16 protein-coding genes and 1 riboswitch are annotated in these 15865 nt (G+C 30.9%); of the genes, 14 read left to right on the top strand and 2 right to left on the bottom strand.

The window, feature by feature from the left end; all coding sequences use genetic code 11:
- The 8 genes from VK071_09410 to tsaD all read left to right on the top strand — a co-directional run.
- Positions 1 to 430 (top strand): S1 RNA-binding domain-containing protein (locus VK071_09410; protein ID HLR35521.1); only part of this gene is annotated, 430 nt, incomplete at its 5' end.
- Between the two features lie 27 nt (positions 431 to 457).
- Positions 458 to 2200 carry a HAMP domain-containing sensor histidine kinase gene (locus VK071_09405; protein ID HLR35520.1) on the top strand — a complete coding sequence of 581 codons (1743 nt, stop codon included), beginning with the start codon at positions 458 to 460 and terminating at the stop codon, positions 2198 to 2200.
- Between the two features lie 33 nt (positions 2201 to 2233).
- A complete protein-coding gene (locus tag VK071_09400) occupies positions 2234 to 3397 on the top strand; it encodes an amidohydrolase (GenBank protein ID HLR35519.1) in 1164 nt (387 codons plus the stop codon).
- Between the two features lie 45 nt (positions 3398 to 3442).
- Positions 3443 to 3559: riboswitch (FMN riboswitch) on the top strand.
- Positions 3560 to 3691: 132 nt separating this feature from the next.
- Positions 3692 to 4297, top strand: a complete 606-nt coding sequence (locus VK071_09395) for an ECF transporter S component (GenBank protein ID HLR35518.1) — start codon at positions 3692 to 3694, stop codon at positions 4295 to 4297.
- 165 nt (positions 4298 to 4462) lie between these two features.
- On the top strand, positions 4463 to 4924 hold the full coding sequence (gene tsaE, locus VK071_09390; GenBank protein HLR35517.1) for a tRNA (adenosine(37)-N6)-threonylcarbamoyltransferase complex ATPase subunit type 1 TsaE: 462 nt from the start codon (positions 4463 to 4465) through the stop codon (positions 4922 to 4924).
- Positions 4921 to 5616 carry a tRNA (adenosine(37)-N6)-threonylcarbamoyltransferase complex dimerization subunit type 1 TsaB gene (gene tsaB, locus VK071_09385; protein ID HLR35516.1) on the top strand — a complete coding sequence of 232 codons (696 nt, stop codon included), beginning with the start codon at positions 4921 to 4923 and terminating at the stop codon, positions 5614 to 5616. The genes tsaE and tsaB overlap by 4 nt, the downstream gene beginning before the upstream one ends.
- Positions 5617 to 5621: 5 nt before the next feature.
- A complete protein-coding gene (rimI, locus tag VK071_09380; GenBank protein HLR35515.1) occupies positions 5622 to 6071 on the top strand; it encodes a ribosomal protein S18-alanine N-acetyltransferase in 450 nt (149 codons plus the stop codon).
- 15 nt (positions 6072 to 6086) lie between these two features.
- Positions 6087 to 7109, top strand: coding sequence for a tRNA (adenosine(37)-N6)-threonylcarbamoyltransferase complex transferase subunit TsaD (tsaD, locus tag VK071_09375; protein HLR35514.1), 1023 nt, complete (start codon positions 6087 to 6089; stop codon positions 7107 to 7109).
- Positions 7110 to 7265: 156 nt separating this feature from the next.
- Here tsaD and VK071_09370 read toward each other — a convergent pair whose 3' ends face one another.
- Both VK071_09370 and VK071_09365 read right to left on the bottom strand, forming a co-directional pair.
- Positions 7266 to 9176 (bottom strand): ABC-F family ATP-binding cassette domain-containing protein, encoded by a 1911-nt coding sequence (locus VK071_09370; protein HLR35513.1) that lies wholly within the window; start codon positions 9174 to 9176, stop codon positions 7266 to 7268.
- A gap of 69 nt (positions 9177 to 9245) precedes the next feature.
- A complete protein-coding gene (locus tag VK071_09365) occupies positions 9246 to 9431 on the bottom strand; it encodes a hypothetical protein (protein ID HLR35512.1) in 186 nt (61 codons plus the stop codon).
- 198 nt (positions 9432 to 9629) lie between these two features.
- On the opposite strand from VK071_09365, the gene VK071_09360 reads away from it, so the two are divergent.
- The 6 genes from VK071_09360 to VK071_09335 all read left to right on the top strand — a co-directional run.
- The gene (locus VK071_09360) at positions 9630 to 10271 is read left to right on the top strand and encodes a redox-sensing transcriptional repressor Rex (protein ID HLR35511.1); all 642 of its coding nucleotides are present in this window, start codon (positions 9630 to 9632) and stop codon (positions 10269 to 10271) included.
- Between the two features lie 123 nt (positions 10272 to 10394).
- Positions 10395 to 11534: an acyl-CoA dehydrogenase gene (locus tag VK071_09355; GenBank protein ID HLR35510.1), complete on the top strand. Its 1140-nt coding sequence runs from the start codon at positions 10395 to 10397 to the stop codon at positions 11532 to 11534.
- 16 nt (positions 11535 to 11550) lie between these two features.
- Positions 11551 to 12342: an electron transfer flavoprotein subunit beta/FixA family protein gene (locus VK071_09350; protein ID HLR35509.1), complete on the top strand. Its 792-nt coding sequence runs from the start codon at positions 11551 to 11553 to the stop codon at positions 12340 to 12342.
- Between the two features lie 16 nt (positions 12343 to 12358).
- Entirely contained in the window at positions 12359 to 13561 is a 1203-nt protein-coding gene (locus VK071_09345; GenBank protein HLR35508.1) for an FAD-binding protein, read from the top strand.
- Positions 13562 to 13814: 253 nt separating this feature from the next.
- Positions 13815 to 15080, top strand: a complete 1266-nt coding sequence (locus tag VK071_09340; protein HLR35507.1) for a Glu/Leu/Phe/Val dehydrogenase — start codon at positions 13815 to 13817, stop codon at positions 15078 to 15080.
- Between the two features lie 172 nt (positions 15081 to 15252).
- Positions 15253 to 15865 (top strand): DNA glycosylase (locus tag VK071_09335; GenBank protein ID HLR35506.1); only part of this gene is annotated, 613 nt, incomplete at its 3' end.

The raw sequence follows: 15865 nt of genomic DNA, 5'->3' as shown, positions 1-15865 counted from the left end.
ACATCCAGAATCTTATGAAGTAGCAGAAAGAATTATGGATATAAATGACTATAATAAAATTAATTTAAAGGAAGTATCTGAAGAATTAGATATAGGGCTTCCGACTTTAGAAGATATAATTTATGAGCTAGAAAAGCCGGGCAGGGATCCTAGGGAGGAAATGCCAAAGCCTATTCTAAGAAAGGATATATTAGGTATAGAAGACTTAAAACCAAATATGATTTTAAAAGGAACTGTAAGGAATGTAGTTGACTTTGGGGCTTTTGTAGATGTTGGTGTTGGTCAAGATGGATTAGTCCATATATCTAAGCTAAGCAATAAATTCGTAAAGCATCCTATGGAAGTAGTAAAAGTTGGAGATATAGTAAAAGTAAAAATACTAGAGGTAGATTGTTCAAAGGGTAGAATTTCCCTCAGTATGAAAATTTAAATATATATAGTGAAAGGGTGGTCATAGGTGGACATATATGAGCTACAAAATGAGGGAAATTTATTTTGGAGCATTGTAAGTTCCAGCTTTGGGGAAGAGCCTAACACTTTTATAAAGAGAGAGACTAAGAAAGTGTTAAAGAACGGAGGAGCCTTAGTATATATTTACAGTAATAATTTTAATAAGTTTTCAAAAGAAAACTTTATGAATCAATGGGATATAGATTTTCAGTTGATAAATGGACAGGTGAAGTTTGTATGTTTAGAAGAAGAAATTATGAAAAATAACAAAATAGATAGGGAAAAAATATTAAAGATTTACGATAATAAAATAGAAGAATTAAAGGATAATGGATTTGAAGATATTATAATTTATACAACAAGATATAATTTTTATAAGGAGATATTTGGTTTTGATGGTCTTATAAATTTACACAAGGAAATTAAAAAAGTAGCCTATGAGAATAATATCATAATAGCAATTAGGTATATAATAAATGACTTCTATGAGAAAGATTTTCTAAAACTTATATCCCTTCATGATACTTTTATTTTGGAGGGGTCAGAAAAAATTGAAGTTTATACTTATATAGAACTTTTTAAGACAGGCTTTGTCAATTTGTCTAGGAAAGGAATAATTGAAGAAGAGCATGAAAAAGAATTAAGAAAAATAGAGAAATTAAAAACTATTGGAGAGTTCGCTGAGGGTTTGGCTCATGATTTTAATAATTTACTTACTACTATTGTTGGCTATTCCCAAATAGCTTTATTGAAGGATATCGAAGATGAAATAAAAAATTATTTTAATGTAATATATAGGACTGCTTTAGATGGAAAGGCTATAATGAATAGAATTCAAGATTTTGCCAAAGGAACCGATAAAATAAATAGAGATTTTCATTATTTAAATGATTTAGTTTTAGGAAGTTTAGATATGGCTAGACATAGAATTAAGGTAAAGAGTAAAACAAATGGAGAAATAAAAATAATAGAAAAATTAGATTCTGAAAGTCGTATTTATTGTAATGAATATGAAATAAGACAAGTTATGTTAAATATTATATTAAATGCTTTAGATTCTATGGTAGGAAGCGGTACTTTAATTCTTTCTACTTATGATTTAGATGAAAAGGCAGTTATAGAAGTTGAAGATACAGGTATAGGCATGGAAGATAGAGTAAAAGAAAAATTATTTGAACCATATTTTACTACAAAAGGTTCAAAGGGAACAGGACTAGGTTTAAACATTGCTAAAAAGATTTTAGAAGATCACTTTGCTGAGATAAAAGTTGAAAGCGAAAGTGGTAAGGGAAGTAAGTTTATAATTAGTTTCCCAATATTAGAAGAAGATCTCGATGAAATACCTATGATAGAGGGTAAGAAATATAATGCTCTTATAATAGAAAATGAATATATTAAAGCTTATAAATTAATAGAGTTATTTTCACTGTTAAACATAGGTACAGAAGTGGAATTTTTAAAGGATGAAGTGTTAGAGAAATTATCACATGAAAAATATGACCTAATAATTAGCTGTTATGATCCAGTAGATATAGAAGGAATTATGTTTTTTAAAAAAATAAAAAAGAAGTTCCCTAATATCCCTTTTATTTTGGCTGTAGATAATATATATATACTAGAGACAGATTTATATAATATTGCAGATGGAGTTGTTGAAAAAGGATGTACTGTAGATGAATTATCTTATGTTGTTAAAAAGCTACTTAATTCCGTTGATAATGAGGATGATAAAAGTTATAATATTAATTAGGGACACGAAGGAAATTAATAAAGGAGGAATTTTATGCTAATCGTTAAAAATGGATATATTTATACAATGGCGGGAGAAGTAATAGAAGGTGGAGATATATTAATTCATGATGGAAAAATTAAAGAAATAGGTAAAGATTTAGTTGCTCCTTTAGATGCAGAAATAATTGATGCTGAGGGTAGAATGATAACTCCAGGATTTATAGATGCCCATTGTCATATAGGGTTAATTGAAGATGGAATGGGTTTTGAAGGAAGCGATGTAAATGAATTGGTAGATCCAGTAACTCCCCAATTAAGAGCTATTGATGGAATAAATCCTATGGATGAGACTTTTAAAGAAGCAGCAGCAGGAGGAGTAACTACTGCAGTTACTGGACCAGGAAGTGCTAATGTGGTGGGGGGCCAGTTTGTAGCTATTAAGACTTATGGGGATAGAGTAGATGATATGATAGTAAAAGAGCCAGTGGCAATGAAAGTGGCTTTTGGAGAAAACCCAAAGAGAGTTTATGAAAGCCAAAAGAAATCTCCAATTACTAGAATGTCTACAGCGGCAACTTTAAGAGAAACATTGTATAAAGCCCAAGGTTATTTAGAAAAGAAGGAAAAGGGGCTAGAAGATCCTTCTAAAATGCCAGAATATGATATAAAGATGGAAGCATTATTACAAGTACTTAAGAAAGAAATACCATTAAAAGCTCATGCTCACAGGGCAGATGATATTTTTACATCAATAAGAATAGCAAAAGAATTTGATGTAGACATAACTTTAGATCATTGTACAGAAGGACATTTAATAGCTGAACATTTAGCAAAGGAGGACAAACCAGCAATAGTAGGACCTACTTTAAGTAATAGGTCAAAAATTGAACTTAGAAACTTAACTTTTAACACACCAAAGGTTTTACATGAATCAGGGGTAAAAATAGCTATAATGACAGATTCGCCAGTTATACCACTACAGTATTTACCTATGTGTGCAGGACTAGCAGCTAAGTCTGGATTAGATGAATATGAGGCTTTAAAGGCCATAACTATAAATCCAGCAGAAATTATAGGTATTGATGATAGAGTAGGAAGTATAGAAGTGGGTAAAGATGCGGATATAGTAATATTTGATGGGAATCCATTAAAAGATATTGACTGTGAAACTTATGCTACTATTATAGATGGAAATATTATATATAAATCTTTCTAATCATTGACAGGGAATAGATTAATAGGTATAATATAAGTAATTAAATAAGATCTTCAGGGGTAGGTGAAAATCCTCATCGGCGGTATAGCCCGCGCACCATATATGGTTGACTTGGTTAAATTCCAAGGCCGACAGTTATAGTCTGGAAGAAAGAAGATAATATATACAATGTATATAGTTTTTTGGTTGTGTATATAAACCCCGAAGAATTTTTCTTCGGGGTTTTTTGAATCATGATCTTAGAACTTAGCGTTTAACCCTGAGGAAATAATAAATATGGAGGGCTTTTTTAAGATGTTAACTATGAAGAAAGAAAAAATATCAACAAAAGCTTTAGTAAAAATAGGGGTTTTAGGTGCAATTGGTTTTATATTAATGGTATTTGATTTTCCATTATGGTTTGCACCAGGATTTTTAAAATTTGACCTAAGTGAAGTGCCTGCTTTAATAGGAGCTTTTTCCTTAGGGCCAGTAGCAGGAATATTGATTCAATTAATTAAAAATATATTAAATGCAACGATTAAAGGTAGCTCTACTATGGCAGTAGGTGAGTTATCAAATTTTTTAGTAGGATGCCTATTCGTAGTTCCAGCAAGTGCAATTTATCATAGGAACAAAACTTTTAAAAATGCGGTTATTGGATTAATAGTAGGAGTAATAGCTATGACTATAGGAGCTTCATTATCTAACTACTATGTTATGATACCATTCTATGCAAAGTTATTTGGTATGTCTCTGGATAAGATCATAGCCATGGGTAGTGCAGTAAATAAAAGCATAGTAGACTTTAAAAGTTTAATTATCTATGCAATAATTCCCTTTAACCTATTGAAAGGAGTTATTGCCTCATTAGTTACAATACTACTATATAAACGAATATCACCAATACTAAAGAAATAAAAAAGTGAGTTAGTGGGGACGATCTTCACTGACTCACTTTTTGAGTCACCGGGGACGGTCCTAATCGGCTCACTTTGTGAGTAGGTTAGGATCGTCCCCATTGACTCATATCTATTATAAGTGCTATAATTTTAGATAGCAAAGAGAAAGAGAGGATTAGATTATATGTTTAATGTTAAACTAAATAGTCTTGAGGAAACGAAGAAATTTGGGATGAAATTGGGGGAAATATTAAAAAGTGGAGACTTAATATCTTTAATGGGGGATTTAGGGGCAGGAAAAACTACTTTAACTCAATCTATTGCCCAAGGTTTAGAAATTAATGATTATGTTACAAGCCCCACTTTTACTTTAATAAATGAATATGAAGGAAAGCTACCTTTATACCATTTTGATGTTTATAGATTAGGTAGTATAGATGAACTTTATGATCTAGGCTATGAAGAGTATTTTTATTCTAATGGTGTAACTATTGTTGAATGGGGAGATAAAGTATTAGATTTGCTGCCTAAGGATAGAATAAATATTAAGATAGAGAAAGGGAAGAAGTTTCAGGATAGGATAATATATATATATGGAGAAGGTAATAGGACAAAAGAGATAGTTAAGGAGATGAACATAAATTGAAAGTATTAGCAGTAGATACATCTAGTGTAGTAGCAACTTGTGCTGTACTAGACAAGGAAAAAATAATAGGAGAATATTCATTAAATCAGGATTTAAGTCATTCAGAAAAATTATCTCCTATGATTAAGGAATTAATGGATAGCTTAAAATTAAAAATTCAAGATATAGATATATTTGCTACTGCAATTGGCCCTGGTTCTTTTACGGGGTTAAGAATAGGTATAGCAACAATGAATAGCTATGCTCATGTTGCAAACAGACCAGTAATAGGTATATCTACTTTAGAGGCGTTAGCTTTTAATTTACCAAATAATGATATAGTAATTCCTATGATGGATGCAAGAAGGGATAGAGTATATACGGGAATATATAAATGGATAGGTGGGGAACTTTTTAATATAATAGAACCTACAATTATGAAAGTAACTGAATTGACTGATTTTATTAATGATAACTATGAAAAGGTTACGGTTAATGGTGATGGAACTCTAAAGTATAAAGATATATTAGAAAATAAATTAGAGGAAAAAATATTATTTGCACCTAGAGGGTTTAATAATTGTAGAGCAACAAGTGTAGGAGAATTAGCTATTTTAAAATACAATAAAGGAGAAATTGATAACTATTTTACTCTAGCACCAGAATATTTAAGAGAATCCCAAGCACAAAGAGAATTTAATAAAAGGCAGTGATATAAATGAAGGTATACATAAGAGAAATGGTAATTGGGGATATAGATCAAGTTATGAAAGTAGAAAAAAATTCTTTTTCTACTCCCTGGTCAGAGGAAGCTTTTAAACTTGAAGTTACTAAAAATATATTGGCTAAATATTTAGTAGCTGAATTAGAAAGTAAAATAGTAGGATATGGAGGTTTATGGTTAATAGTAGATGAGGGGCATATAACTAATATTGCAGTGGATACTAAGTACAGAAATAAAGGCATTGGAAGCTTATTATTAGAAGGTCTCATTGACATATGTCAAAGATGGAATTCTAAAGCTATAACTTTAGAAGTTAGAAAATCAAATGAGAATGCTAAAAGCTTATATAGAAAATATGGATTTAAAGAATATGGTATCCGACCAGGATATTATTCAGATGGTAATGAAGATGCAATAATAATGTGGAAGCAAATTGAATCTTAAATTGAGGTGAAAAACATGGATAAAGATATTATAACATTGGCAATAGAGACTTCTTGTGATGAAACTTCCTGTGCCCTAATTAAAAATGGCAGGGAAGTTATTTCTAATATTATATCTTCTCAAATCGATATACACAAAAAGTTTGGTGGAGTAGTTCCTGAAATTGCTTCAAGAAAGCATGTAGAAAATATAAATATTATTATTCAAAAGGCTTTAGATGAAGGAAATATGAAATTTGAAAATATAGACATAGTAGGGGTAACTCAAGGACCAGGTCTTGTAGGAGCACTTCTAGTTGGGATTTCTAGTGCTAAAGCTATATCTCATGCTTTAAATAAGCCACTTATAGGAGTGAATCATATAGAAGGCCATATATGTGCCAATTATATTGAACATAAAGATTTAAAACCTCCCTATACTTGTTTAATAGTTTCAGGAGGCCATAGTTATTTAGTACAAGCAAAAGATTATACTGAGTATGAAATGGTAGGCAGAACCAGAGATGATGCAGCAGGAGAAGCTTTTGACAAAGTAGCCAGATCTTTAGGGCTTTCTTACCCAGGAGGTCCCATTATAGATAAGTTGGCAGCAAAAGGAAACAATAATGCTATAGATTTTCCAAGGGTATATTTAGAGAAAGATAGTTATGATTTTAGTTTTAGTGGAATAAAAACAGCAGTTTTAAATTATTTAAACCAAAAAGAACAAAAAGGGGAAGAAATTGTTGTAGAAGATGTGGCGGCTAGTTTTCAACAGGCAGTAATAGAGGTTCTTGTAGAAAAGACTATAAGGTTAGCCAAGGAAAGAAAGTCTAAAATTATAACAATGGCTGGTGGTGTAGCTGCTAATGAAGGGCTCAGAAATCTTATGAATGAGAGAGGGAAGGAAGAAGGAATTAAAGTTTTATACCCTTCTAAAATTTTATGCACAGATAATGCCGCTATGATAGGTTCAGCAGCTTATTATAATTATATGGATGGAAGTATTTCGGATTTATCATTAAATGTAATACCAAACTTAGGATTAGGGGAAGAATAATCAACAAATTTGTCACAATTTGTCCACATACTAAAATTTTAACTATGTGGACAATGTGGAAAAACTAAAAAAAACTTTTAAAAGGTGGACAACTACTTGTGGATAACTTTGTGGATAATGTGAATAAGTTGTGGATTTATTGGGGAAAATAATTTTTTATGGATTTTCTATTAAAGTTATCCACTTATTATACAGATTACTTAAATCTTTTTGAGTATTTTCTCTTTTTTTAACAAGTTCTTTTATTTTTTCAGGTTGTTCATATACATTTGGGTTACATAATATATTGTTAAGTTCCTTTACAAGCTCTTCTTTTTCCGATATATGTGTTTCTAAGCTTTCTATTTCTTTTTTCTTTTTCCTTATTTTTTCTCTTTTTACTCGTTCTTTTTTCCGTTTAGATTTTAACTGGGTTTTTGTAATTTCTGTTTCTTCTTCCTCTTCAATTACTTCATTCTTTTTAGCTATATAATAATCATAGTTTCCTAAGTATTCTGTTATTCCATCTTCTGACATTTCAATTATTTTATTAGACACTTTATTTAAAAAATATCTGTCATGAGATATAATTAAAACAGTGCCTTCATATGTCTGAAGAGCTTCTTCCAAAACTTCTTTTGAATCTATATCTAGATGGTTAGTAGGCTCGTCCATAAGAAGAAAATTAGCATTTGACAACATTAATTTAAGTAGCGAAAGCCTACCACGTTCACCACCGCTTAATTCACTTACTTCCTTAAAAATATCATCTCCGATAAATAAAAACTTGCTAAGATAAGTTCTTATTTCATAATGATTTAAATCAGGATTTGTTTCCCAGATTAAGTCAACTACTGTACTATTTAGGTCTAAATTACTTTGCTCCTGATCAAAGTAACCAGTATTTACATTATGACCTAAAATAATTTCACCTTCACTAGGTTTTAATTTTCTTAGGATCATTTTAAATAAAGTAGTTTTACCTACACCATTTTTTCCTATTAGTCCAACTTTTTCTCCTTTATAGATATTAAAATTAATATCTTCAAATAGTTTAAAATCATTAAAGGATTTACTTATATTTTCTACAGTTAATACATCTTGACCGCTTTTAATATTAGGTTCAAAAGTGAGATTAACTTTTTTAGTATTTATTGGTTTATTGAAAGTTTTCATCTTATCTAACATTTTTTGTCTACTTTGGGCTTGTTTTATATATCTTCTATCACCATAATTGCTAAAACGTTCAATTATTTCCTCTTGACGCTTAATTTCTTTTTGCTGATTTTCATATTGTTTCTTTAAAAGTTCTAGTTCTTTTTTTCTTAATTTCATAAAATCTGTATAATTAGTGTTATATGTGTTAAGGTGAGTGTTTTCAAGATGAAAAATTTTAGAAACAGCACTATCTAAAAAGTACCTATCATGAGATATAATTAAAGCTGCCCCTTTATATTCAATTAAAAACTTCTCTAGCCAATTAATTGCCTCAATATCTAAATGGTTAGTAGGTTCATCTAAAAGTAATAAATCTGGTTTCTGTAAAAGTAGTATGGCTAATTGAAGTCTAGATTTTTGTCCACCACTTAAAACATTAACCTCTTTATATATTTCCTTATCAGAAAAACCTAAGCCTTTTAAGACTCCCTTTATTTCACTTTTAAATCCATATCCATTTAAATCAGTAAACTTTTCTAGAAGAGATGAATATTCAGTCATAACTGTTTCTAACTCATGACTTTCCCCTTTTTTACCCTCAATACTAATTTGTTTTTCTAGTTTTCTAAGCCTTTTTTCCATTTCAATTAAAGGGTTAAACACTTCTAAACATTCATCAAATACAGTTTTTTCACTATTAATTTGTGTATGCTGTTTTAAATATCCTATTTTTAAGCCTTTTCTAATATAAATTTCTCCAGTATCTTTAGGAACTTTACCATATAATATATTAAATAAAGTAGATTTGCCAGAACCATTAAGGCCAACAACTCCAACTTTTTCACCTTTTTTAATGGAAAAAGATATATTATCTAATATTTTATCTACTACAAAAGATTTAGAAATATTGTTACAAGATAAAACTATCATAATTATTCCCTCCAAATTTAAGCTTCTCTTCTATTTTATCAAAAAAGATAGCCTAATTAAAGAATCAGGCTATCTTTTTAAATCTAATTCCATAGCTAAATTGGAAAGGACCTCATCAACCAAATCTATATCACATAATCTATTTTCAGTAAAATGGGTACAATTTTCACAGCTTTCAGTTTCTATTTTTGAAGTATTAGAATTGTATTCATCACAATAAATAGCAACTTTTCTTAATTGTTCCTTACTAGCCAAAAGAAATTCCTCCTTTAATATTTTATCTATAGTATTACTCATTTAATCTTTAATATCCTCAATATCCTAGAAAAAAAAATGAAAATAGTATATAATGTAAGCAGTATATAAAGTAGTATATAATGTAAACAGTATATAATGTAATCAGCAATATAATGTAGATGATAAAAATTAAATGTAAGCGAGGGATTTTTAATTATGAAAGATAGTAAAGTTTCAATTACAGTTATTAGAAGGTTGCCAAAATATTATAGATATTTAGGTGAATTGATGAATAAAGGAATTACAAGAATTTCTTCTCAAGAGTTAAGTAAAATGACAGGATTTACTGCGTCTCAAATTAGACAAGATTTAAACAATTTTGGAGGATTTGGTCAACAAGGATATGGCTATAATGTAGATGATTTACACAGACAAGTAGGAAATATATTAGGATTAAATAAAGAATATAATGCAGTCATATCTGGTGCTGGTAATTTAGGGCAGGCAGTAACAAATTACAAAGGGTTTCAGGATGCTGGATTTAAAATTCTTTCACTTTTTGATAAAAATCCAAGATTAATTGGTATGAAAATTAGAGATATTGAAATAAGAGATGTAGATGTTTTAGAAGATTTTATTAAAGAACACAATGTAGAAATTGGTGTAATAACTACGCCAAAAGAAAATGCTCAAGAAATTGCAGATATTTATTCAAGAAGCGGTATAAGGGGAATTTGGAATTTTGCACCTGCTGATCTTGAAGTGCCTGAGCATATTATAGTAGAAAATGTGCATTTAAATGAAAGTCTCTATACCTTATCTTATTTCTTAAATAATATTGAATCAGATGAAGAGTAATTTTTTATTTAATTCAACTTGTCGAAAGGATAACGAAGATTAGGGTAATATTTTATTTAGCCTAGTTATCCTTATTGGCAAGAATAGTGATTTTTTTAACGAATAAATAAGGGGGGAAGTTTTATGAATTTTACTTTGACTAAAGAACAATTAATGGTTAGGGATGTAGTAAGGGAATTTACAGAAAAGGAAGTAAAACCAATTGCTGCAGAAATTGACGAAGAAGGTAGATTTCCAAAAGAAACAGTAGAAAAGATGGCTAGATATCACATGCTAGGTATACCCTTTCCTACTGAATATGGAGGGGCAGGTGGAGATGAAGTAGCCTATGCAATAACTGTGGAAGAATTGTCTAAAGCCTGTGGAACTACTGGAGTTATTTGCTCTGCCCACACTTCTTTGGGATGTTGGCCAATATATAAATACGGTAGCGAAGAGCAAAAGCAAAAATATTTAATACCATTAGCAAAAGGTGAATATTTAGGTGCTTTTGGATTAACAGAGGCAAATGCTGGAACAGATGCAGCTGGACAACAGACAGTTGCAGTATTAGATGGGGATAATTATATATTAAATGGTTCAAAGCTATTTATAACAAATGGTGGTCAAGCAAACGCTTACATAATCTTTGCTATGACTGATAAATCAAAGGGAACTAGAGGTATTAGTGCATTTATAGTTGAAGATGATTTTCCGGGTTTTAGCATAGGAAAAATAGAAGATAAAATGGGAATTAGAGGCTCTGCTACAGCCGAATTAATATTTCAAGATTGTATAGTTCCAAAAGAAAACTTACTTGGGAAAGAAGGAGAAGGGTTTAAAATAGCAATGTCCACATTAGACGGGGGAAGAATAGGAATTGCTGCCCAGGCCTTAGGTATTGCAGAAGGAGCTCTAGAAGAGACAATAAAGTATATAAAAGAAAGGGAGCAATTTGGAAGACCATTAGCTAAGTTTCAAGGTCTACAATGGATGATGGCAGATATGGCTACAGAAATAGAAGCTGCTAAATTATTAGTTTATAAATCCGCTTATAATAAAGCCAATAACCTGCCTTATAATAAAGAGGCGGCAATGGCAAAACTATATGCTTCTAATACTGCAATGAGTGTAACTACAAAATGTGTACAGTTACATGGTGGTTATGGATTTACAAAAGATTATCCTGTTGAAAGAATGATGAGAGATGCTAAGATAACAGAAATATATGAAGGAACTTCTCAAGTACAACAAATGGTTATTGCAGCTAATTTATTAAGGTAAATAGGGGGGCCATGAGATGAATATTATAGTATGTATAAAACAAGTTCCTGATACAAATGAAGTTAAAACAGATCCTAAAACAGGGACTTTAATCCGTGAGGGAGTACCAAGTATAATAAATCCTGATGATAAAAATGCTTTAGAAGAAGCCTTAAAGATAAAAGATAGAAATCCAGATACAAAAGTAACAGTTTTAACTATGGGGCCACCACAAGCAGAAGTGGCTTTAAAAGAAACTATAGCTATGGGAGCCGATGAATCTATTCTTTTAAGTGATAGAGCTTTTGCAGGCTCTGATACATTGGCAACATCTACAGTATTAGCTACTGCTATTAAGAAAATTGAAAACTTTGATATTATATTCTGTGGAAGGCAAGCCATAGATGGAGACACAGCTCAAGTTGGACCTCAAATTGCAGAACATTTAGGAATACCTCAAATTACCTATGTAGAAAAATTAGAAATAGAAGATGGAAAGATTAGAGTTAGAAGAGCTTTAGAAGATGGCTATTTTGTAATAGAATCAAAAATGCCCGTATTATTAACCGCTATAAATGAATTAAATAAGCCAAGGTATCCATCTATAAAAGGGATATATGAAGCTTATGAAGAAGATAAGGTGAAGGTTTGGTCTGCTGAAGATATTGATGGGGATATAGAAAGTATAGGATTAGATGGCTCACCAACCCAAGTTAGTAAATCTTTTGCACCTTCTAGTAAGAAGGGAGAAGGAGAAATATTTAAAGGTGATACAAAAGCAGCAGTTGAAAATTTAATTATTCGACTTAGAGAAAGAAAAATTATATAAAAAGGGGGGGCTAACCTTGGCAATAAAAGTTATTAAAGAAGAATGTATCGGTTGTGGTCAATGTGTTGAAGTATGTCCTTTTGAAGCTATTGATATTATAGATGAAAAAGCAGTTATTAATGAAAATTGTACTATTTGTGGCTCTTGTATAGAAGTCTGCCCTACAGAGGCAATATATAAAGAGAAGGTAGAAAAAAAGAAAGTAAATATTGATGAATATAAAGGTATCTGGGTTTTTGCAGAGCAAAGGAATGGAGAACTGTTAAATGTAGCTATTGAACTATTAGGTGAAGGTAGAAAAATAGCAGAAGAACTAGATACAGAATTAACAGCAGTACTATTAGGTCATAATGTAGATGGTTTAGCTGAAAAATTAATTAATTATGGTGCAGATAATGTAATTTATGTTGAAAGTAATTTATTAGAACTATATACAACTGACGGTTATAGTAAAGTAATTTGTGAATTAATAGAGGATAGAAAACCAGAAATTTTTCTAATAGGTGCTACCAATATAGGTAGGGATCTAGGACCAAGAATATCAGCAACTATTGGCACTGGTTTAACTGCCGATTGTACTAAATTAGAAGTAGATATAAAAAATAAGAGATTACTTCAAACTAGACCAGCTTTTGGTGGAAATCTAATGGCAACTATTATTTGCCCTGATCATAGGCCACAAATGTCTACAGTAAGACCAGGAGTTATGGAAAGGGCGAAACTTGATGAAGGTAGAAAAGGAAATATTGAGAAAATACAGAGTAGTTTAAAAGATGAGGATATAAGAGCTAAAGTATTAGAATATGTTAAAAGTGAAAAAGCAGCTGTACCTTTAGAAGATGCTACCATAGTAGTTTCTGGTGGTAGAGGCCTTGGAACGCCAGAAGGCTTTGAATTAATAGAAAAGCTAGCTAAAAAATTAGGTGGAGTAGTTGGAGCAAGTAGGGCAACAGTAGATTCGGGTTGGATTGAGCAAGCACATCAAGTAGGTCAAACAGGAAAGACTGTAAGACCAGATGTTTATATAGCCTGTGGTATTTCTGGAGCAATACAACATCTAGCTGGAATGCAAGATGCGAAATGTATTATTGCTATAAATAAAGATCCAGATGCTCCAATATTCAAGATAGCTGATTATGGTATAGTAGGAGATATTTATGAAGTAATTCCGACGTTCTTAGAGAGTCTTGATAATGTAGATGAAATAACAAAGTTGTAAATGAGAAGAAAGTAGAGGAAAAATAGAAAGATTGCATGCAGAAATTTAATAAATAGCTTATTTATTATGAGAATTTTATAAGCTTAAAATATGTGTAAAAATTAAGACTTATTAAGATTGTTTATACTTGAACTTATATTATTACAATGTTAGAATAGAATTGTATTAGGAGATGAACTATTATATTTATTTTGCTAAATCAAGTTAGTGAAAACCTTTTCGGGAATAAAAAATAAGGGGAGGTCATTGTATAATGTCAAAAGAAAATTTAAATCCACTAATTAGTGCTCAAAAACAAGTAAAGGCGGCTTGTGATGCATTAAATTTAGACCCGGCTGTATATGAATTATTAAAAGAGCCTCAAAGAGCGATTGAAATATCTATTCCAGTAAAAATGGATGATGGAACAACGAAAATATTTAAAGGCTATAGGTCAGTACATAATAACGCTATTGGGCCTGGCAAAGGTGGAGTAAGATTTCATCCAGGAGTATACTTAGATGAAGTTAAAGCATTATCCGTTTGGATGACATTTAAATGTGGGGTAATGAATGTACCTTATGGTGGAGGCAAAGGTGGAATTGCTGTTGACCCTCTTAGTTTATCAGAAGGTGAATTAGAAAGACTTTCAAGAGGCTATGTTCAAGGACTTTATAAATACCTAGGAGAAAAAATAGATATACCAGCACCAGATGTAGGAAGTAATGGACAGGTAATGGCTTGGATGGTTGATGAATATTGTAAATTAACAGGTGAATCTTCCCTTGGGGTTATTACTGGAAAACCAGTTGAGTGGGGCGGATCTTTAGGAAGAAATGAAGCTACTGGATTTGGAGTATCTGTAATAGCTAGAGAAGCAGCGAGAGAACTTGGAATTGAGATGAAAGGTGCTAAAGTAGCTATCCAAGGATTCGGAAATGTAGGTAGCTATACAGTTAAAAATGTTCAAGGTCAAGGAGCTAAGATAATAGCTATAGGCGAATGGACGAAAGAAGAAGGGACTTATGCAATTTACAACGAAGATGGATTAGATTTTGATGATATGAAAGCTTATATGGACGAAAATGGTAATTTAGTAGGATATCCAAAGGCTGAAAAAATATCTCTTGAAGATTTCTGGAAACTAGAAGTAGATATTATGATACCAGCAGCATTAGAAAATGCAATAACTGCAGAAGTAGCAGAAAAAATTAATGCTAAACTAGTATGTGAAGCAGCTAATGGACCAATAACTCCAGATGGTGATGAAGTATTAAAAAGAAGAGGAATTCCAGTAACACCAGATATATTAACAAATGCAGGTGGAGTTACAGTGTCTTATTTTGAATGGGTACAAAACTTATATGGCTACTATTGGAGTGAAGAGGAAGTAGAAGAAAAACAAGAAGTTGAAATGGTTAAAGCCTTTAAGGATGTATGGGGATTAAAAGAAGAATATGATGTTACTGTAAGAGAAGCAGCTTATATGCTTTCTGTTAAAAAAATAGCAGATGTAATGAAATTAAGAGGTTGGTATTAATATAAATAATTAAGATAAAGAGTGAGAAAAAGGGAGGATCCTTTTTCTCACTCTTTTAAATTTTATACATTTAGGGTATCATAATAAGTGAGTCAGTGGGGACGGTCCTTGCTGACTCACAAAGTGAGTCGCTGAGGACCGTCCCCACTGACTCATGGAAAGGAGAATTAATATGAAATATAATATTATAGAGAAAGATAAAAATATAATAATAAAAGATATGAAGGATTTTGAACCCAAGCATATATTTGAGTGTGGTCAAGCTTTTAGATGGTATATAGAAGAAGATGAAAGTTATACGGCTATAAATCATGGTAAAGTAGTAAATGTGAAAAGAGATGGAGAAGATATAATCTTTTCTAATACTAATATGGAAGATTTCAAAAATATTTGGTACAATTATTTTGATTTAGGTAGGGATTATGGAGAAATAAAAAGGGAACTTTCTAAAGATCCAATTCTAAAAGAAGCAATAAGATTTGGCAGGGGAATAAGGATATTAAATCAAGAACCTTTTGAAACTATAATATCTTTTATAATATCTGCCAATAATCAAATCCCTAGAATAAAAAAATCTATAGAACTAATAAGCCAAAATTATGGGGAATCAATAGGCACATATAATGGCAAAGAGTATTTTGCCTTTCCTAATGCAGAAGTTTTGGCAACTGTAGATGAAGAAGAATTAAAAGGGAATAATAAAGTAGGTTATAGGGCTAAATATATAATTAATACTTCGAAAATGATTAAAAATAAAGATATAGATATAGAGAAATTGCAAAATA

This window comes from Tissierellales bacterium (assembly GCA_035301805.1).
Taxonomy (GTDB): Bacteria; Bacillota; Clostridia; order Tissierellales; family DATGTQ01; genus DATGTQ01.
The sequence above is the reverse complement of the archived record's forward strand: the minus strand, read 5'-3'. Positions and strand labels throughout refer to the sequence as shown.